An 18,099-nucleotide genomic window follows, 5' to 3' on the forward strand; every position below is an offset into this window, starting at 1 on the left:
AGCCTTGCGCAGGCGCACCAGAACTCAGCCCTGCGACGCCATCGACGATACGCCGCTGTTCAGGCGAACAAGGTAGCGCTCGACGGCCAGTTCGGCGCCAAAATCGGCGGCGCGCTGGTGAACCGGAGGATGCTCGTCACGCGCCAGCACTTCCTCGAGCGCGTCTGCAAGCGCTTCGCTGTCGCCCATGGGAATCAGCCGCCCCCAGCGCCCGCCCTCGAGAATTTCCTGAGGGCCCGAGGGGCAGTCAGTCGCTACCACCGGAGTGCCGCAGGCCATCGCCTGGATCAGCACGCTAGGCAACCCCTCTGCGTAGGACGACAACGCGAAGACCCGAGCCTTGCGCATATACACAAAAGGATTGTCGACGAACCCGGGCAGCGATACGGCGTCGGCCACCCCGAGACGATGCGCCTGGTCAAGCAGCGTGTCTCGCAGCGGTCCTTCGCCGAGAATCGTCAGTCGCACCTCTCGGTGCTCATGGCGCTGACGCAGGCGTGCCAGAGCGTCGATCAGCACGTCGAAACCCTTCTGTTCGATCAAGCGTCCCACCGCGACGATGCCGACTTCGCCGATATCCTCCACCGACGACTCGGCGAGCTGCACCAGCCGCTCATCGACGATGGGATTGAAGATGACCTCGATCCGAGAGGGGTCCAGCGCCAGGCCTCTGGCCAGGTCATCGGCGACACCTTGGGAGACCGCCACCACGGCGTCGGCTCGCAGATAGGCATGGCGCATCAGCCGCCGCATCACCCGGGCATTGAAGCCGGTGTTTCTGGCGGTCACTGCAAAATAGTTGGTGTGCTCGGTCACCACCAGTCGACAGTCGAGGCGGGCCAGCGCCCGCGCCGCCACCGCCACCACGTTGGCGTGGCCCATCGCCGACAACAGCGCAGCGGGCCGTTCGCGCTTCAGATAGCGCACCAGCGCAGGCAGACTGCTGGCGACCCTGGCGGCGCCCAGGCTGAAGTGGCGGATGCCGGGGGCGATTTCCGCCTGGTAGACGTTCTCGTCGCTGGCGGTCACCAGGTCGACCTCATGACCGGCCGCGACGAAGCCATTGGCGAGCAGCACCATGACCCGCTCCGCGCCGCCGCCCCGCAGCGACGGCAGAAACAAGGCAATCTTTTGCATAGGACTTCGAATAGCGCTTCGAACAGGGCTGCGAACAGGGCTTTGCATGGCGTCCTTTTCCTTTGCTCTTCGTTCGAGCATGACCAATAGTCGGGCGGGCTTGAACGAGCACGATGGCGTCTCAAGGGAGACTTAACGCTGCATCGCGCTCGATCGGGAGCCCAGGCGTCGCAATTTCAGCGCCAACGTCAACAGCGCGGAGGCAGCTCCGATCAGCACTGGGTGACTGGCCAATCGAAATAGCGCGAGATCCCGCCGCTCGCGCCAGTTTCCAGGGGTGAATATCTCCACCTGAAAGCGGCAGGCGGTAAGGTCTCGTCTGCTCAGGCTGGACAACCACTGGCGTCGGGAAAAGGCGTTGCGATGATGGTCCTGACACAGGTAGCGCTTGACCACGTAACGACTGGCATCCAGATTGGCGCTGGAGCTCATGCGGCCCTGGCGCGTCACGTCCATGACTGCGGTCGGCTGCGGGTCGAACAGTAGACGCTCGCCCTGGTGAAAGGCGCGAATGGCGAAGACCCAGTCCTGGTGCTTGCGCGTCGCGTCATCGAAGCGCGCCCCCTGCCAAAAGGCCTTGCACAGCGACAGGGTGGAAGAACGCACGTCTCCACGCTCCACGAACAGGTAGTGACGCATGTCGCCGCCGTGGTAGGCCGGAAGTCGCGACGCGCTCAGGCGGGAGGCGTCGGCGAGGCGCGCAAGATAGTTGCCAAAGATGACGCCGGCGCCGCTATCGCGGTGCATGGCCATGCGGCGCTTGAGTGCCCCTGGCGCCAGGGCATCATCGGAGTCCAGAAAGAAGACGAAAGCCCCACGACTCTCCTCGAGTCCCCGGTTGCGGGACACGGCGGCGTTGGACCTGGCAGGCTTCTCGATCAGCCTGACGGCTTCGTATCGCTGCACCAGCCGCGAGAGCGCCTCACGATCATCCGAACAGTCGTCCACCAGCAGGATCTCGTGGCTCAACCCTTCAGTCTGGCTTACCACGGACAGCAGGGCTCGCTCGACAAAAGCGGCGCTATTGTAGGTCGGTATCACCACCGAGACCTGCATCGATTCCTCTCCTGACGGTTCTGCCCTGAAGGCGCTGTTCTGAGGACACTGTTCTGAGGGCACGGGTCTGAGGCCCTGGCCTGGAAGAACGGTTCGAAAAAACCCGTTCTGAAAACACAGCCCTGAAGGTCCCGGCACCATGCCGGAGGGCCTTGACTCACCTGGGGCCCGCGACCTTGCCACCGTCGGATCGCCTTGATGAGCGCTCCTGCGGAAGCCGAAGCAGCGAGCCAAGGTAATCGAGCCCTTCATCGCTGTAGCCATTGTCCATGTTGGCCGAGGGCGTAAAGGTCATCTCACCGAGAACGGGACGGCCCTGCTCGATGTAGAAGTCCACACGCACGAACGCAAAAGGCTCGGCCAAGGCGCGGGCGGACTCGAGCAGTGGTTCAAGACAAGCTGGACGGGCCAGATCGGCGGTGTCGGTGATGATCGGCACCTTGGCAGCCATCAGCTCAAGCGGCCCCCAGTCTCGATCGAAATAGGCGTAGCGAGTCTGCCCCTTGTCCGAGGCGCACAGCAGCACCACCAACGGCTCGCCGTTGAAGCAGTAGACCTTGTAGTCCAGGGGCGCGTCCCTCCCCCCGCTGTCCAGCATGCGCTCGGCAAAGATCCGCGGCACGATCTGATCGTAGTGATACTCGAGCTTGCGACGCCCATAGCGTTCGGTCATCCAGCGCGACAGATCCTGGCGGGCCTTGCGCCTTTCCAGGGTCGACTTGTCGTGCACCAGGATGTTGTAGCCGCAGCCATGATTGCACTTCAGCACGAAGGCGTCTGGCAGGGCTTCCCAGTCGATCTCGTCGACACTGCGGTAGACGCCCAGCAGATCATTGAGAATCGCACCCTGGCCTCTGGACCTCGCGTAATCGTGCAGCCCGAGCTTGTCGGCGCACTTGGCCATCAGCGGGTCACGATGAAACAGCTTGAGCCACTGAAGCTTCTCGTCGAAGCGCCTGGGAGTTCGAAGGTCGAGGCGGCGCCGGGTCTTGCGTTGGTGCATCAGTCGCGTCGCCTGCTCGTTGGAGAAGGCGTCCAGCCCCAACATCCCCAACGTCCACAGGCGGGACTTGGCCGCGCCCATCCACTCATTCATGACCGCCATTGTCCGCTCCTTGCACGGTTCCATTGAAGCTCAATGACCGCCCTGCCGTTACTTCGCGGTCGTGTCGGCAGCGCCGGCCCACCTGCGTCAGTTCGATCAGGTCGCCCAGGTAGCGTTGTCCGTAGGCGTTGTAGCGCCGTGATACGTTCGCCCCGGGTGTGAACGTCATCTCACCGAGCACCGCCCGCCCTTCCCGCTCGTAGAAGTCGACCCGGACAAAGACAAAGCCCCGCGAAAGCCGCTCGGCCAGTTCGAGCATCTGGTCGAGCGCTTGCGGACGGTCCACGTCTTCTGCGCTCTGGTGCTTGCGATCATTCAGCTCGAGCCGTTGCCAAGCCGGATCATGGAAGTCGAAACGCATGTCGCCTCCCCTGTCGGTGCATACCAGCACCACACGAGGGCGACCATGAAAGCAGTAGACCTTGTAGTCCACGGGCACTCCCCCGGTAGCGGTCTCGATGTACTCCTCGGCCAGCACTCTCGGGGGTATGGCGTCGTAGTGATACTCCAGATAGCGACGGGCGTAGCGCTCCTTCAGCCAACGCTGCAGCCGTCGCTTGACCGCTCGCTCGTCCGCCTTGCGCTTATCGTCGATGATCACGTTGTAGCCGCAACCGTGGGTACACTTCAGCGCGAAGCGCGCCGGCAGTTCCTCCCAGTCGATCGCATCGACGCTCTCGTAGAGGCCGATCAGTCGACTGAGGGCAACGGCGCAGCCTCGCTCGGCGGCAAACTCTCGGACGGCGTACTTGTCGGCGCAACGCGAAAGCCCCCGACGATCACCGTACAGCTTGAGCCACTGCAGCTTGTCATTGAAATCCCTGGGATCGTCGAGTTCGAGCCGCTGCCCATACTCTCGCCGGTGCACCAGCCTTGTCGCCAGACGCGGCGACAGGCGGTCGACCACCCCCAGAGCGCATCGCCACCCCAGCTTCTCCGTCCTGTCGAAGGCTCGCTGAAATCCTGTCATACGATAATCCCTTGTGCAGAAGCGCTCTCACGTCTTGATCAATCCCTGGTCACGCCGTCTTGCCCGCAACAGGGTCACACCGACCAGCGCCAGATTGAGCATGGCGCCGACCAGAGAGAAGGCCACCACCGCAACGAGATCGCTGTGATACACCCGAAACCCCACATACAGCGCGGCCACGCGGCCGAGAACGCTGAGTACCTCGTAGATCAGAAAACCACGCTGCAGGCCCAGACTGGCGATGGAGGCCACACTGGGCTTGTTGAGAAAGGCAAAGTACAGCCAGACCGCCATCCAGCGTGCGTACTCGCCCGCCTGCCACCAGGGGTCACCGAACAGCAGAGCAAACAGCCAGGGCCCCAGCACCACCATGGCGCCAAAGGGGACGAGCCCCACCGCCGCCATCACCAGGGTGGTCTTCGCCAGTGACGCGGTAATCGGCTCGCCGCGGTTGACCGCCGAGGCCACATGGGGATAGAAGACGTCGTTGACCGACTTCGCCAACAGCACCATGGGCGCGGCCAGTACCGAGGCCGCCAGGCTGTAGTGCCCGGCGGCTGCGGTACCGAAGAATCCCGCCAGCAACAACACCGGCAACGACTGCGACAAGGCGTTGAGCGTCACCTGGGGTGCACGATACAAGGGAAAGTCAAGGTGGCGACGCGCCAGTTCCCGCCATGGGGCGCCCCGTCCCCCGCCGACCAGACCATCACCGAGTCGCCGGTCTGCCCACCACAGCAGCAAGGCGTTAAGCCCACTGGCGGCGGCGGTGACAAGCACCAGCGTCACCCCGACCGGATGCAGCACGCCGCCGGTCGCCTTGGCCAGGTTGAGGACCAGGGCATGGATCATCGCCACCTTGGCCGTCACCCCGAATCGCTGGCGCCGAATCAGCCACTGCTGCATCACCTGTTGCATGGCCGCCAGCAGCATGGCCATAGGCAGCAGCCAGATCAGCATGGCGGCAAGCCTCGGATCGAGATGCCGATCCAGTAGTGGTTGCAGCACAGCGAGCGCCGCCACGGCGGCCAGCGCCAGCAGCACCGCCAGTCCCATGCTGAGCCGGGCCAGCCCCCGGGCGTCTTCGTCCCGGGGCGGCAGCACCATGGCGACCGGGTAGGTCAGGGCCGCCAGCGGCGCGACGACACTGACCAGGGCGCTGAAGGAACCGGCCAGGCCGAAGGCGTCGGGGCTGAACAGACGGGTGATGAGTGGCGCAAAGGCCAGACTCAGCGCCTGAGCCCCCGCCGTGCCACCGGCTACCAGCAACACCTGGGACAGCAAGCGATGACGTCTAAGCGCTGTCAGCCAGCCCCGTTGCGGCAAGACCGCGGCCACCGAGTCGGTATCCCGGGGCGTCATTCATTGCCTCGAAAGGGCTTCATGGTGACGCTCCCTTGGCCACTGATACCCTCGCGTCGCAGCACCTTGACGACCGTCATGGCCAGTATCCGGATATCGAGCGCCAGGCTGTGGTGGTCCACGTACCAGACGTCAAGCTCGAAGCGCTCGCGCCAGGAAAGCGCATTCCTGCCGTTGACCTGAGCCCATCCGGTGATCCCCGGTCGTACCTCGTGGCGACGGGCCTGGACCCGGTCATACAGCGGCAGGTACTCCATCAGCAGCGGGCGTGGCCCGACCAGACTCATCTCGCCTTTCAGCACGTTCCAGAGTTCGGGCAGCTCGTCCAGGCTGGACGCCCGCAGCCACCCCCCGAGCGTCGTCATGCGCTGCTCGTCGGGCAGCGTGCGTCCCTGCTCGTCACAGCGCTGGGCGAGGGTCCTGAACTTGATCAAGCGGTAGGGACGGCCATGCAGCCCAGGGCGCCACTGAAAGAAAAAGGCCGGCTTGCCAAGCCTCAGCCGGACGAGTCCCCAGATGCCGAGCATCAAAGGGGATAGCAGGACCAGCAACGAGGCGGCCACCAGCACATCCAGACAACGCTTGGCCATCATCATCTCACCACGCTGGGGTCAAGCCCTGCCGGGCAGGATGACGCCGTATCGACCCCCATGGCGTCGAGGATGCTGTGATTGACGCGGTGCACATCGTAGCGCTCCTCGGCGCGAGCCCGGGAGGCCTGGCCGTGCTGGACGATCAGCGCCGGCGTTTCCAGATAGCGTTGCAACGCCTGGCACAGGGCGTCGACATTTTTCACCTCCACCAGATAACCGTTGACCCCTGGCGCGACGGTCTCGCGGCATCCCGGCGCGTCGGTGGTCACCACCGCACGCCCCAGGGCCATGGCCTCGAGCACCGTTCTCGGGGTCCCCTCACGATAGGACGGCAGCACATAGACGCTGCATTCGGCGATGGCCGGACGGACATCATCGAGTTGACCGAGATATTCGATGGCGCCGTCATCGATCCATGACTGAAGCTCGTGCGCCGCGATGCTGTCGGGGTTGTCGTCCAGCCAACCCGCCAGGCGAAAGCGCACCTGGGGATGGCGCTGGCGGATACGCGTCGCCGCCTCGGCGTACTCGCGCACCCCCTTGTCACCCAGCAACCGAGCGATCAGCAGGAAGCTGACCGGCTCGGTCGCTGGAGCCACCGGCGAGAAATGCGCCAGATCCACTCCGGAACCGTTGATCACCCGGGACGCCGTGGTATCAAGGAGAATCCCCTCCTCGATGAACAGGCGACGATCATCCGGGTTCTGGAACAGCACCATATGAGCCCGTCCCAGAGCGACGCGATACAACCGCCGCACCAGCGCCTTGATCAAGCGGCGCTTGTTGCCACCCTGGGCGCCCTCCTGGGTGCCGGTAAAGGCGTACCCCAGCCCGGTGACCAGCAGGGTCCGCTGGCGCACCCCCAACACCCAGGCAGCCAGTGCCCCGTAGACCACCGGCTTGATCGTGTAGGCAAAAAGCCCATCGGGACGTACCCGCAGCATCAATCTCATCAGAGCCGCCAGGGTCTTCAGATCGTCCAGCGGGTTCATGCCGGTGCGCGAAAGCGGGATATCGTGCAGCGTCGCGCCGAGGGCCTCGAGACTGTCTCTCAGACGCGACGAAGCAGCCGAACGCTCGGCGTCACCCTCGCCGCCGGTGGCACCGGTAGCGCCCTTCCCCCCCACGGGTGCGGCGACATGAACCTCGATACCGCGAGTGACCATCTCCCTGATCAGCTCACCGCGAAACCCGACGATGGACTCGGGGTAACTCGCTACCATCAACAGTCGCTTGATCATCTCGCCACTCCATTTGGCGTGCTTTCGACAGACGGCGCAGAGCCCCCGGTCGACTCGGCGTCGGTGGTTACCTGTCGCGGGCGCCCCATGACGGACATCAACAGATAGATAAGCACCGGGGTAAACATCCACTTCTGACGTGCAGCGATGCCCAGATTGGCGGTGGTCATCGCCAGGATGGTCCAGGCCAGCAGCAGGTAAAACCACAGAAACAGTCGATTGGCGGGAGGCGCATTGCGCCCGGTGATGGCGGCGATGCCACCGACTACCATCAGATACAGCAAGATGACGTTATCCACCGAGGACGCCAGCTGGAACACACTGCTGGCTTCCATGGGCAACGGCCTGAACATATAGGTGAAAAGCTGCATCGGCAGACTCATGGAGGCGATGTCCACCGCGCCGCCGCCGGTCTGGTTGTAGCTCTGCCGCAATTCGATGTAACTCATCACCTGATCGGCATCGGAGCCGCTGCCGACCCCGGCGTAATCCAGCGCCAGGGGTACGATGATCGCCGCCCCGGCAAGCGCCGCAGTCCCCAGCAAAAGCCGCTGCCACAGCACGACGCCGGGCTGCAGACAGAAGGCAGCCGCCAAGGCGATCAGCTGTATACCGGCCATGTGCGGACGCACCACCAGCATAATCATTACCGCCACCACCATCAGCAGGTGACGGCGTCTGAGATCCAGCGCCGCCCACAGCGAAAGCCCCATGGACAGAAACGACAGCGCATCCTTGCCGATGGCGGAGCCCCAGTAGTGCATCGAGGGTAGAAAGAGTACGGCCAGCGCCAGCAGACGAATACCCAGGGCACGTTCGGCAATGGCCTGATGGAGACTGCCGGCGAAGGCCAGCAGCCCGACATAGCCGGCCAGATTGAACACCAGAAAGGTCCCCAGAAACGACAGCCCCAGGCCCTGGGTAAACAGCGAGGTGAACACGATCACCCCCGCAGTGCCGAAGGAGAACTCGACGCCGTCGTTCAACGACGCCCGGTAGTACATCAAGGAATCTCCGCCGTCGCCGTTGACGAACCAGGCGTAGAGCACGCAGAAGGCCGTGTGCCAGAGATAGAGCGGCAGACACAGCATGTAAGACAGCCCGAAGGCTCGCCCCACCGCTCTGGCAAGCCACATACCGAGCACGAACACCGCCAGGGCGGAGTACACGTCCCAGGCGGAGGTGACATAAGGGATGGGAACCATCGGCGTTAAGCTCACTCATTTGACGTGCGGGCATGCCGTTCGACTACCACGGGGCCAGGCGCTGGACGGACAGCGTCCTTCTCAGGCAATCGCCACCTGGTCGATGTCGTCGTGACCGGGATCGCCCACGGCCAGATCGCAGACTCGTCGGATATGAACGTCGCCCTTGAGGTCGACGAAGCTCACCCTGTCGAGCAGATCCAGGCAGTAGAGCTCAGAAGACGAGGAATAGTGATACACCACCAGTTCGTCGACCCGGCTAGCCAGTAGACGAATCCACACCTCGGCGGGAATCCACGGCTGCTCCAGCACCTGGATGTCAGCATCGAGCCAGGCGCAGCCGTCGTGGGGATGGGGCTTGAACAGCAACAGGGGATGACGTCGCTTGAGCTCGGCAAGCCTCTCGGCGGAGATATCGCCGCCCCCCCAGGTACCCAGTACCAGCGCCGGCGTTGCCGACGTCAGCCGGTCGAGCCAGGGCGACAGCAGTGCCTGCCAGTCCTCCCAGCCTTGCTCCAGCTCACCGACGAGCCCCGGGCAATAGCGCGCCTTGTGCGCCAGGCGGGGATTCAATCGGGCGTAGGTCCGCGGCCGCGAAACGAACACCAGGTCGGTCCTGCGACCGCCCCCGAAACGCAGTCCGCAACCGCGCACCAAGGCCACCAGGCTCCACTTCAACCGCCTGGACAGAGGCATCTCGTAGAGATAGGAGCTGAAGTAGGTGCTGACCCCCTCCTCGTAAAGGCACAGACAGCCTGTCTTCAGCGGCGCCAGCAGCAGGTACTTGCTGGTGCGATCGTTGTCGATGAACAGACTGTCGTAGTGCAAGGCGCCCAGCGCCTCGCGTGCCGCGGCCTGGGTCGGCACGCGGCGTATCTCGTCAAAGAGTGAACGATGGTGGCTTGCTTCGACAAAGGCGTAGAAGGCGTCATACTCGGCGATGCTTTCGGCCACCAGCAGCACCAGCGCCTGCTCGATTCGGTAGTGACGAACGATCGAGGCACAGGTCAGAAACTGCAGCGGCTTGCAGCAGATAAAGACGCTTCGGCCAAACGACGCCTGCGTGCTTGGCGCTGGCGCGGTTCCCCATGTGCCGGTCCCCTCCGCAGGCGCTGTTGCTGCCCCGCCCGGCGGATGCGCGCGCTCGCCACTCACCTCCTCCCGCGCCCGATTCATACCAGCTCCACCAGGCCACAATCGCGCCAGCGCTTGAGATAGTCGTGGACCACGCTCTCCTCGAGGCCGACCTCCCTGGCCAGCTGGCGCACGGTGGTCGGGCGCGTCAGGGTCGGGATGGAGTCCATCAACAGGCGCATCCGCCGGCGTGACTCGTCCGGCACGTCACCGAAGGCGACCTGGCCAGGATCCACATAGAGGTCATGGCGGGGGTGCGACAGGCAGACGTTGCCCTCGAAGCGCTTCTTGATCAGCGGCGAGGACTCGATATCGTCGATGGCGGCAAGCACCACGTCACGCGCCTCGAGCAGGCGCTGCGGCGACATCAAGCCAAGGTTGTCGGCGTCGGTGTGATACTCGGGATAGGGGTAGCGCGATAGCGAAGCCATGGGGATGCCATAGGCTTCCCACAGATACTCGTCGTTGAGCAGCAGGCTCTCGAAGGCGCCCTCGCGGTAGTCGTGCCCGCCTTCGTTGAGCACGCGGGACAACGCTTGCTCGATGTTCGATCCGGCGCCACGTGAGCGCTGCAGATTGAGGATGGTGGGCGAGCCCAGCATCTCGAGCATCAGCCCCTCGAACAGTAAAGCGCGCTCTGCGGCGGGAAGCCGCCCAAGATAATATTCGGTGCCCATGATGCCGGGGGCCAGCACCAGTCGGTAGCTGAAGCGCCTGGGTCGCGCGGCAAGCGCCTCGAACACGGCGAGCCCCACCGCCACGCCGGACAGACCATCGTTGGCGACGCCGGGATGATCCAGGTTGGCCCCCAGCACGATGGTCTGCTCGAGCTGCCCCGGCAGGTGATAGTCCAGGCAGCGCAGATACCCCGGCGCCTCGCGGGTCTCGATCACCACCTCGTAGTCACCAGGCGCAAGACGCTCGACAAGACGACGTGGCACGCAGAACCCCCAGTCACGCTGCCAGCTGGTAAATAGCTGGCGAAAATGAAACGGGATGCGCTCCTCGTAGCGGTGATCAAAATGCAGGTGGGACTTGAGTTCTTCTCGCGAGACCGTGCCTCGGAACGGCAGTGACAGCGCCATCACCGCCATGGGATGCCAGCGACCATCATAGATACACTCGCCATCCTTGTAGATGGCCGCCTCCAGCACGTCCCACCTGGGCGGAATCACCCAGCCATTGTGGACGTCAGAGGCCTCGAAACGATGCTCCCTGAGCGGCCAGCGCTCGGCCAGGTAGACCACCGTGGCGTCGTAGTCGCTCGAGCAGATCACCCGATTCAGCGGAGTGAGGTCGGCCAACATGGCCATCATGGCGTCGCCGGCGGCGACAGACGCTGTCGTCGCGCTCTGCGTGCACGCTGTCATGACAAGATCCCTGTGCATGGTGGGTAGGCTGGCGGCAAACCGCCGGGGCCGCGCCAGGCTCGGCGCAAATGGGGAAGACGTGGAAGTGGACGAGGATGTGGTCAGCTATCAAACCTGGACGGTCGCCGGGTCGCCAGGGCAGGCAGCGGCCTGGCTGGGCAGATCATTGGTGTCCAGGCGCGGCAGCAGCAAGGGGTCGTCCCGGGCCGGGTCGGCCTGCCGCGACGTCACGGTCAGCCCGGCGGCGCAGCCAAGCTGGCGTAGACGGCCCAGCAGCGCCTGGTCGACGCCACCGTAGGGATAGCACATCACCCAGTCGTCGCCGAGCACCCCCAGGCTTCGAAGATAAGCGAGACTGACCTCGAGGTCCCTGCCCTGTTGTTCGGGCGTCAGGCTGTCGAACCAGAAGTGCTGATCCCCGTGGCAGCCGATATGCATGCCGGCGTCGTGCAGCTGGCGGACCTCGGCATCGCTCAGATAGAGCATTTCGGCGAAGGCTCGCTGGTCCGTGCTGACGAAGCGCGCAAACAGCTCATCGATGACGTCATGGCGAACCTCGAAGGGCAACTCTCGCTGCAGCAGGCGCTTGAAGAACAGGGTATCGGGGTCATCGAAGCGTCCCTGGCGCGACAGCCGATGATAGACCCTGCGATGGATATCCTCGTAGGTCCCCAGGCCATGACGCTCGCGACGCTTATCCAGTGCCCTGGCCAGGGCCGGCAGCAACTCGGCGGTGGAAGCGACGCTGGCCAGCACGAACTGGATCTTGTTGACGTCGAGGATCAGGCCGTCGCGCAGGGTACCGGTGCAGGGAAAGAAGCTACCCTGAAGGCTGCGTCGCTCGAGCTCCGGCAACACGTGTTCGAGGTGATCACGATAGCCGTCGTCGAAGCTCAACAGCACCGCCTGCTCGGGCAATGTCTGCTGGCCGCGCCAGGCGGCGATCACCTGTTCCATCGTCACCGGCCGATAGTGCCGCTCGAGATGGTCGAGCTGAGCGCGAAAGGCAGCAAGCTCCAGTGCCTTGAGGCGCGGATAGCGCGACCCGGCCAGCGGTCGGACATAGTGGTACATCACGATGGTCAACATCGAGCGAAACTCCTTCCCTGCGCATATTGCAGCGGCCATGGGGCACGCCTTGCCACACCTCCGGCAATCCCTTCGCTGCCGTTCAACTGGTGCCGTTTATCGGGCAGCGTGCATCGACGCCGTGCTACCAGGCGCTCAAGCCACCATCCACGTGAAGCGTCTGCCCCGTCACGTAGCCGGAGGCATCCGAGGCCAGAAAGATCAGCGCGCCGACCAGATCGGTCGGTGTTCCCATGCGCCCCAGCGGCACCCTGGCCGAATAGCGCTCGACGAAGGCAGCATTCTGGCCACTCTCGATGCCGCCCGGTACCAGGGTATTGACGCGGATACCGTGGCCTGCCCAGAGCGTGGCGAGATAACGCGCCAGTCCGGATACCCCGGCCTTGGAGGCGGCGTAGACCGGAGGCGTGTTGATGGCCACCCCCAGGTACTGCGAGCCCTCGTAGATACGCGGATCGCAGCCCATCTCGCCGTAGATGGAACCGGTATGGATGATGCTGCCGCCTCGACCCTGCTCGATCATCTGCCGGCCTACCGCTCGCGACACCAGAAAGACACCGTCGAGATTGACCGCCATGACGTCACGCCACTGGGCCAGGGTGTAGTCTTCGGCCGGGGCGAAGAAGGCCTCCAGGTCTCGCGCCTTGGTCGCCGCATTGTTGTGCAGGATGTCGATGCCTCCCAGCGTCTTGACCGCATGCGCCACCATGGCCTCGACCGAGGCCTCGTCGCTGACGTCACAGCCAAGGCCGAGGCAAGGCTGACCGTGGTCGGTCTGAAGCTCGGCGGCGAAGCGCTCGGCCTCGGCAGCGTCGAGATCCACGACCACCAGCGAGGCGCCGCATTCGGCGAGTGCTCGACAGAAGTGCCGCCCCAGGATGCCCAGAGCCCCGGTGACCAGTGCTACCCGACCGCTCAGATCGAACAGCGCCGACACGGCGCGCGCCTGCGCGGGTACGAGGCCTGCACCCTCGTTGTCAGAGCGCATCGAGACGTACCTCCTCTCCCCGTTCGGCCGCGAGGCGCCCGGCGATCAAGGTCTTGATCACCGCGAGTGTGGTCTGGCATTGATGACGATCCGGCCCCTGCTCGAGCATCCGCCAGAACTCCCACAGGGTGCGACGAAACATGCCGAAGTTGTCGCGGATGTCGGCACTGGCCTGACCGGTATCACCAAACACCTCGATGCGAAAGACCGGCGGCACCTCACCGAGCGCATCGATGCTCATCAGGCTGCCGTCACTCATGGTGATGGCGAAGGACTGGTGGCCTGCCCCAAGCGCTCTGACGGACACCGGCGTCGCCGCCGTCAACGGCAGGATGGCGTCGAGCAGGTGAACCCCGTAGCGCTCCCAGTCCTTGACGATAGCGCCCCTGGCCAGGTGCCAGCTCCCCAGCGCCCCCGGCGTCGCACGCAGGGCGTCGAGTTCGCTGGCAAAGCGCATGCCGGAACATGACATCAGGCGCCCTGCTGCCAGGTAGGGGGAAAAATAGGCCAGATCCTGCAGATCCAGGGTCAGCGGCTTGTCGATGAACACCGCGAGGCCCGCCTCGAGAAAGGGAGCCGCCAGTTCACGGTGGCTCGCCGGATCGTCTCGGGCGATGATGACCGCATCCACCTGCCCCAGCATGTCACCAGGCTCGGCCACGGCCTCGTCGATATGGCAGGCGCGACATAGCCGCTCGGTGACGTCTCGATCCTGGGTCCAGGCGTGGGTGACACGCAGATCACCGACGCCGAATTCCGAGCGATGTCGCCATGCCAGATAGTCATGGATCACCGGCCAGCCCGCCTCGGCCATGGCCGCTTCGTGGTAGCCATTGAGGATGGCGGAAAACGAAAACGGGTGACCGTTGCCCGGACTCATGCCCAGCATGCCAATACGCCTCATCGGCACTCCCTGTCACTGCTGCTTACGTCCGCGCCACTGCTGTCGAGACCGCTGCTCTCGTCTGCCTCTGGCCAAAGCCGGGCAAAACCTGCCGGCGCGGTCCCCGCCAGCCAGTCGATGCCATCGAGGGACGGCGTCAGCGGTATCTCGTGACCCAGCCAGAAGAAGCGCCCGCTGGCGCCATCCGCGGGCAAATCCAGCAGATGGTCCAGGGTCGGTAGACAGACCTCGGGCGCCATCGGTGCCTCGGGGGCCATCTTGCTGCGCACCGGGCCGGGGCTCATCAGGTTGATCTTGATATCCACGTCCTGGTGTTCTCTGGCGGCGGTCACCGTCAGCGCATTCAGCGCCGCCTTGGAGGCGCTGTAGGCGGCATGCCCGGCAAAACAGTTGAGCGGTGCGCCGGAGGTGATATTGACGATGCGGCCAAAGCCACGACGGCGCATGCCGGGCAGCACCGCCGCCATGAGCATGGCCGGCGCGATGGCGTTGACCTCGAGCGAGCGCCGAAGCACGGCTTCGATATCGGCGTCCACTGGCGCAGGCCGATTGAAGCCGGCATTGTTGATCAGATAGCCGACGTCGCCGCATTGCTCCATCAGTGACGCGATGTCACTTGCGATCTCACCGCCGGCGAGATCCAGGCAGTGGACCTCGACACCGGGAAGGCTTGCGGCCAGTTCTGCCAGGGCGTTGGCGTCACGCCCCAGAGCGATCACCCGAAAGCGGCGGTTCAGGTGGCGGCACAGGGCCATGCCGACTCCACCGGTAGCCCCGGTGATCAAGATCGCCGGGCGCACATCGGTGGCTGCGGGAGTCACTAAGGCTTCGACAGGCTGGCTCAACGGGCTCTCCTCAACAGGCTTTCGACGATGACGAAGTCGTGCTCGCGGTCGATGTCGACCGAGCGTTCCGCCGGCATGATCACCGCGCCACTACGCCCGAACAGCAACGCCTTGCCATCCTGGGGAAGACGATCGGGACGGAAGGCATAGACGGCCCCATTGAGCTGATAGGCCATGGGTAGCGCCTGCCGCGGCAGCCAGGGATCGCTGCCGTCGATAAAGGCGGTGGGCCGGCCCCGCGCATCCAGCCGCCAGGTACGGTGAGGATTGACCTCGGCAGCCTTGAAGGTGGCCACCGAGTCCAGCCCCTGCACCACCAGGCGCGACAGGCACTCGGCCACATCCTCGGCACTGCGCAAGGGGCAGGTGGGCTCCAGCAGCACCATCACCTCGGGAGCCTCGCCGCCCTGGTTCAGCTCATCAAACAGTTCACGGATGGTGTCGATCACCAGCGCCTCGTCGGTGGCCAGATGCGCCGACCGACGGTGCACCTCGGCGCCATGCCGGCGGGCCACCTGGGCAATCTCGTCATCATCGGTACTCACGATCACCCGATCGATCGCCCTCACCTGCCGTGCCACCTCGATCGACCAGACCAGCAGCGGTCGTCCGCCGAGCGGCCTCAGGTTCTTTCTCGGCACCGACTTGCTGCCGCCCCGTGCCGGTATCACCGCCGTCACCGACATTGCCGCCTCGGACACTGGTGTCATCATCATTTCCTGAACGGTTGAAGGGGTCGTTGTCGAAGGGAAGAAGGTCAGCCCATCAGGCCTTTGGTCGAAGCAGCGGCGCCGCCCAGAGGGGACACCTCGTCGATGTCGAAGAACCACTTCTCACGGATACCGGCATCCAGCTTGACCCGTTTCAAGGTGTTCTTGATTCGCCGGGAGGCGGCTCCATCCTCGAAGGGGTCATAGGGATTGCTCAGAGCGCCCAGCGAACGCTTGAAGGTCTCGCTCAGGGCGGTCTCGATGCCCTTGGCGATGGCCTCCTCCGAGGCCTCGACATTGATCACGTTTGCCGCCTTGAGGCGGCCGTCCTGACGCTTGCCGACATTGACCACCGGCCGACGGAAGGATGGCGCCTCGATCAGACCGCTGGACGAATTGCCCACCAGCACATCCATGTGCTCGAGACAGCCGTGATAGAGACGCTGCCCCAGACTGTCGACCAGACGCCTGGCCTCGGGGCGCTCGGCACACCAGCGCGCCAGCCGGGCATTGATGCTGCGTCCATGACAGTCGGCGTTGGCCTTGCACACCAGCACGTCCAGATCCTCGAAACGCGACAAGGCCGCGATCAGCGCTTCCACGTCCTCGCCCGTACCCGCGGTCACCGGGTGATAGGTGACCAGCGCGGTGGGCCGGTCCAGTGGCATGTCCAGGGCCCTTGCAAGCACTGCCCTGGTCGGCGTGCGGCTGCGGTACAGGTGATCGATGCCCGGCGCGCCGTGGACGAACACTCGGCCGGGGTCTTCCCCCATCTGCAGAATCCGCCGACGGTAGACCTCGGTGGCGGGAAAGTGCAGGTTGGCCAGCTTGGTCACCGCATGACGATAGTACTCGTCCAGGGCGCCACGACTGGTCTCGCCCCCGTGGAGGTGGGCCAGGGTGATACCGTGGGTGACCGCCGCCAACGCCACCGGCACGATTTCGAAACGGTCGCCCAGCAGGACCACCAGGTCGGGCCGGTCCTCGACCAGGGCATCGCCGACGCTCAACAGCGCCAGCCCCATGGCCTTGGTCATGGCGTTGCGTGAGTCCGACGCCAGCAGGATCTCGAGGCGTCGATGCAGACGAAAGCCGTCGCGCTCGATCTCGCTGACCGTGGAGCCGAACTCGGTGGACAGGTGCGATCCGCTGGCCACCAGCATCAGTTCCAGCGCAGGGTCTTCGTCGATTTCCCGAAGCAACCAGTAGAGCAGCCCATAGTCCGCTCGAGAACTGGTCAGGACCCAGATCTTTCTCGGTGTCATGCCAGTCCCCCTCATGCCCAGGCCGTCATGTCAGATCCGCCCAATCCAGCAGGGCGTCGCGACCGATACGGCGTCTGGCCACCCGGCCGATCAACTGAGGCAGGGCGGCGGCCGGCAGACCGCTGCCAGGCCGCTTGAGCAGCAAATCGGCGTGCGCCAGCACCTCGCCGGCGTCGATGTCACGCCCGGCCACCACGCTGCGACGCACCAGTTCCCGCTGGGGCTGCTCACAGGGCGCCGGGCGCTTGCGCCCATCGCCGAGGGCCTGTTCGATACGACGAATGGCGGTCACCATCGCCAGGAAGGCCTGAGGATCCAGCGAGGCAGCGTGGTCCGGCCCCGCCATGCTGGTATCCAGGGTCAGGTGCTTCTCGATGACCACGGCCCCACGCGCCACCGCCGCCAGCGCGATATCGATACCATCACTATGATCGGAGTAGCCGACCGGGCATCCGAAGGCCTGGGCCAGGGTGTCCATGGCGGCGAGGTTGATCTGATCCACCGGCGCCGGGTATTCACTGACGCAGTGCAGTACCGTAACGTCGCCGGCCCCCGCCGCCAAAAGGGTCGCCAAGGCGGCTTCGATTTCCCCCAGGAAACTCATGCCCGTGGACAACAGCACCGGTTTGCCCTGGGCGCCGATACGTGAAAGCAGCGGCAGATTGGTCAACTCCCCGGAGGCCACCTTGAAGCAACCGACGTCCAGCGCAGCCAGCCACTCGACGCTGTCCTCGTCGAAGGGGCTGGCCAGGAATTCGATGCCACTGTCACGGCTGTACTGGGCCAATCGCCGAAAATCGTCAAGGCCGAGTTCCAGGCGCTTGAGCATGGCGTATTGGGAGCCGTCCTCCGGACAGGCCTTTCGCTGGTAGCTTGCCTGGGCGGCGTCGGCGGTCACCAGTTGCTCCGCCTTGAACCACTGAAACTTGACGGCATCGGCGCCGCACTCACGTGCCGCGTCCACCAGTGCCATGGCGGTATCCAGGCACCCATTGTGATTGACGCCGGCTTCGGCGATCACCTGTACGCCTGGCGACTCGGCGCGGCTCGATGCCACCCTCCTGGTCTCGACAACCTCGGAATGACTCATTCGTGTCCCCTGCTTGCGCCTCTTGGCAGAAGCGC

Annotated in this window: 17 protein-coding genes; all 17 read right to left on the reverse strand. The window is 64.7% G+C overall.

Annotated elements, in window-relative coordinates:
• Positions 1-24 precede the first annotated feature (24 nt).
• The gene (locus NKF27_RS12440) at positions 25-1,137 is read right to left on the reverse strand and encodes a glycosyltransferase (RefSeq protein WP_253552026.1); all 1,113 of its coding nucleotides are present in this window, start codon (positions 1,135-1,137) and stop codon (positions 25-27) included.
• Positions 1,138-1,269: 132 nt separating this feature from the next.
• Complete coding sequence (locus NKF27_RS12445; protein WP_253552028.1) at positions 1,270-2,193, reverse strand: glycosyltransferase family 2 protein; 924 nt, start codon at positions 2,191-2,193, stop codon at positions 1,270-1,272.
• A 157-nt stretch (positions 2,194-2,350) separates the two neighbouring features.
• A complete protein-coding gene (locus tag NKF27_RS12450; protein WP_253552030.1) occupies positions 2,351-3,298 on the reverse strand; it encodes an ATP-grasp fold amidoligase family protein in 948 nt (315 codons plus the stop codon).
• Positions 3,282-4,268, reverse strand: coding sequence for an ATP-grasp fold amidoligase family protein (locus tag NKF27_RS12455; RefSeq protein ID WP_253552032.1), 987 nt, complete (start codon positions 4,266-4,268; stop codon positions 3,282-3,284). Before NKF27_RS12455 ends, NKF27_RS12450 begins: the two co-directional genes overlap by 17 nt.
• 27 nt (positions 4,269-4,295) lie before the next feature.
• Entirely contained in the window at positions 4,296-5,630 is a 1,335-nt protein-coding gene (locus NKF27_RS12460; protein ID WP_253552034.1) for a lipopolysaccharide biosynthesis protein, read from the reverse strand.
• On the reverse strand, positions 5,627-6,220 hold the full coding sequence (locus tag NKF27_RS12465; RefSeq protein ID WP_301271159.1) for a sugar transferase: 594 nt from the start codon (positions 6,218-6,220) through the stop codon (positions 5,627-5,629). Before NKF27_RS12465 ends, NKF27_RS12460 begins: the two co-directional genes overlap by 4 nt.
• 2 nt (positions 6,221-6,222) lie before the next feature.
• Positions 6,223-7,464 carry a glycosyltransferase family 4 protein gene (locus tag NKF27_RS12470; protein ID WP_253552036.1) on the reverse strand — a complete coding sequence of 414 codons (1,242 nt, stop codon included), beginning with the start codon at positions 7,462-7,464 and terminating at the stop codon, positions 6,223-6,225.
• On the reverse strand, positions 7,461-8,669 hold the full coding sequence (locus NKF27_RS12475; RefSeq protein ID WP_253552038.1) for a hypothetical protein: 1,209 nt from the start codon (positions 8,667-8,669) through the stop codon (positions 7,461-7,463). The genes NKF27_RS12470 and NKF27_RS12475 overlap by 4 nt, the downstream gene beginning before the upstream one ends.
• 81 nt (positions 8,670-8,750) lie before the next feature.
• A complete protein-coding gene (locus tag NKF27_RS12480; protein WP_253552040.1) occupies positions 8,751-9,845 on the reverse strand; it encodes a hypothetical protein in 1,095 nt (364 codons plus the stop codon).
• Positions 9,842-11,173 carry a DUF4910 domain-containing protein gene (locus NKF27_RS12485; RefSeq protein ID WP_253552041.1) on the reverse strand — a complete coding sequence of 444 codons (1,332 nt, stop codon included), beginning with the start codon at positions 11,171-11,173 and terminating at the stop codon, positions 9,842-9,844. Before NKF27_RS12485 ends, NKF27_RS12480 begins: the two co-directional genes overlap by 4 nt.
• A 108-nt stretch (positions 11,174-11,281) precedes the next feature.
• A complete protein-coding gene (locus NKF27_RS12490) occupies positions 11,282-12,262 on the reverse strand; it encodes a polysaccharide deacetylase family protein (RefSeq protein ID WP_253552043.1) in 981 nt (326 codons plus the stop codon).
• 124 nt (positions 12,263-12,386) lie between these two features.
• Entirely contained in the window at positions 12,387-13,250 is an 864-nt protein-coding gene (locus tag NKF27_RS12495; RefSeq protein WP_253552045.1) for an SDR family oxidoreductase, read from the reverse strand.
• Positions 13,240-14,154, reverse strand: coding sequence for a Gfo/Idh/MocA family oxidoreductase (locus NKF27_RS12500; protein WP_253552047.1), 915 nt, complete (start codon positions 14,152-14,154; stop codon positions 13,240-13,242). The genes NKF27_RS12495 and NKF27_RS12500 overlap by 11 nt, the downstream gene beginning before the upstream one ends.
• Complete coding sequence (locus NKF27_RS12505) at positions 14,151-14,999, reverse strand: SDR family oxidoreductase (protein WP_253552049.1); 849 nt, start codon at positions 14,997-14,999, stop codon at positions 14,151-14,153. Before NKF27_RS12505 ends, NKF27_RS12500 begins: the two co-directional genes overlap by 4 nt.
• Positions 14,996-15,709: an acylneuraminate cytidylyltransferase family protein gene (locus NKF27_RS12510; protein WP_221621157.1), complete on the reverse strand. Its 714-nt coding sequence runs from the start codon at positions 15,707-15,709 to the stop codon at positions 14,996-14,998. Before NKF27_RS12510 ends, NKF27_RS12505 begins: the two co-directional genes overlap by 4 nt.
• Positions 15,710-15,756: 47 nt before the next feature.
• Positions 15,757-16,974 carry a UDP-N-acetylglucosamine 2-epimerase gene (neuC, locus tag NKF27_RS12515; protein ID WP_253552051.1) on the reverse strand — a complete coding sequence of 406 codons (1,218 nt, stop codon included), beginning with the start codon at positions 16,972-16,974 and terminating at the stop codon, positions 15,757-15,759.
• Positions 16,975-16,999: 25 nt separating this feature from the next.
• Complete coding sequence (gene neuB, locus NKF27_RS12520) at positions 17,000-18,064, reverse strand: N-acetylneuraminate synthase (protein ID WP_253552053.1); 1,065 nt, start codon at positions 18,062-18,064, stop codon at positions 17,000-17,002.
• Positions 18,065-18,099: the final 35 nt, after the last annotated feature.

This window comes from Halomonas sp. DN3 (assembly GCF_024137905.1).
GTDB classification, from domain to species: domain Bacteria; phylum Pseudomonadota; class Gammaproteobacteria; order Pseudomonadales; family Halomonadaceae; genus Halomonas; species Halomonas litopenaei.

What these genes read in the sequence shown, in the direction of transcription:
- NKF27_RS12445 (WP_253552028.1), bottom strand. Translation starts at nt 2,193, where the DNA reads ATGCAGGTCTCGGTGGTGATACCGACCTACAATAGCGCCGCTTTTGTC.
- NKF27_RS12460 (WP_253552034.1), bottom strand. Translation starts at nt 5,630, where the DNA reads ATGACGCCCCGGGATACCGACTCGGTGGCCGCGGTCTTGCCGCAACGG.
- NKF27_RS12485 (WP_253552041.1), bottom strand. Translation starts at nt 11,173, where the DNA reads ATGACAGCGTGCACGCAGAGCGCGACGACAGCGTCTGTCGCCGCCGGC.
- NKF27_RS12475 (WP_253552038.1), bottom strand. Translation starts at nt 8,669, where the DNA reads ATGGTTCCCATCCCTTATGTCACCTCCGCCTGGGACGTGTACTCCGCC.
- NKF27_RS12470 (WP_253552036.1), bottom strand. Translation starts at nt 7,464, where the DNA reads ATGATCAAGCGACTGTTGATGGTAGCGAGTTACCCCGAGTCCATCGTC.
- NKF27_RS12495 (WP_253552045.1), bottom strand. Translation starts at nt 13,250, where the DNA reads ATGCGCTCTGACAACGAGGGTGCAGGCCTCGTACCCGCGCAGGCGCGC.
- NKF27_RS12490 (WP_253552043.1), bottom strand. Translation starts at nt 12,262, where the DNA reads ATGTTGACCATCGTGATGTACCACTATGTCCGACCGCTGGCCGGGTCG.
- neuB (WP_253552053.1), bottom strand. Translation starts at nt 18,064, where the DNA reads ATGAGTCATTCCGAGGTTGTCGAGACCAGGAGGGTGGCATCGAGCCGC.
- NKF27_RS12455 (WP_253552032.1), bottom strand. Translation starts at nt 4,268, where the DNA reads ATGACAGGATTTCAGCGAGCCTTCGACAGGACGGAGAAGCTGGGGTGG.
- NKF27_RS12465 (WP_301271159.1), bottom strand. Translation starts at nt 6,220, where the DNA reads ATGGCCAAGCGTTGTCTGGATGTGCTGGTGGCCGCCTCGTTGCTGGTC.
- NKF27_RS12450 (WP_253552030.1), bottom strand. Translation starts at nt 3,298, where the DNA reads ATGGCGGTCATGAATGAGTGGATGGGCGCGGCCAAGTCCCGCCTGTGG.
- NKF27_RS12500 (WP_253552047.1), bottom strand. Translation starts at nt 14,154, where the DNA reads ATGAGGCGTATTGGCATGCTGGGCATGAGTCCGGGCAACGGTCACCCG.
- NKF27_RS12480 (WP_253552040.1), bottom strand. Translation starts at nt 9,845, where the DNA reads ATGAATCGGGCGCGGGAGGAGGTGAGTGGCGAGCGCGCGCATCCGCCG.
- neuC (WP_253552051.1), bottom strand. Translation starts at nt 16,974, where the DNA reads ATGACACCGAGAAAGATCTGGGTCCTGACCAGTTCTCGAGCGGACTAT.
- NKF27_RS12440 (WP_253552026.1), bottom strand. Translation starts at nt 1,137, where the DNA reads ATGCAAAAGATTGCCTTGTTTCTGCCGTCGCTGCGGGGCGGCGGCGCG.
- NKF27_RS12510 (WP_221621157.1), bottom strand. Translation starts at nt 15,709, where the DNA reads ATGACACCAGTGTCCGAGGCGGCAATGTCGGTGACGGCGGTGATACCG.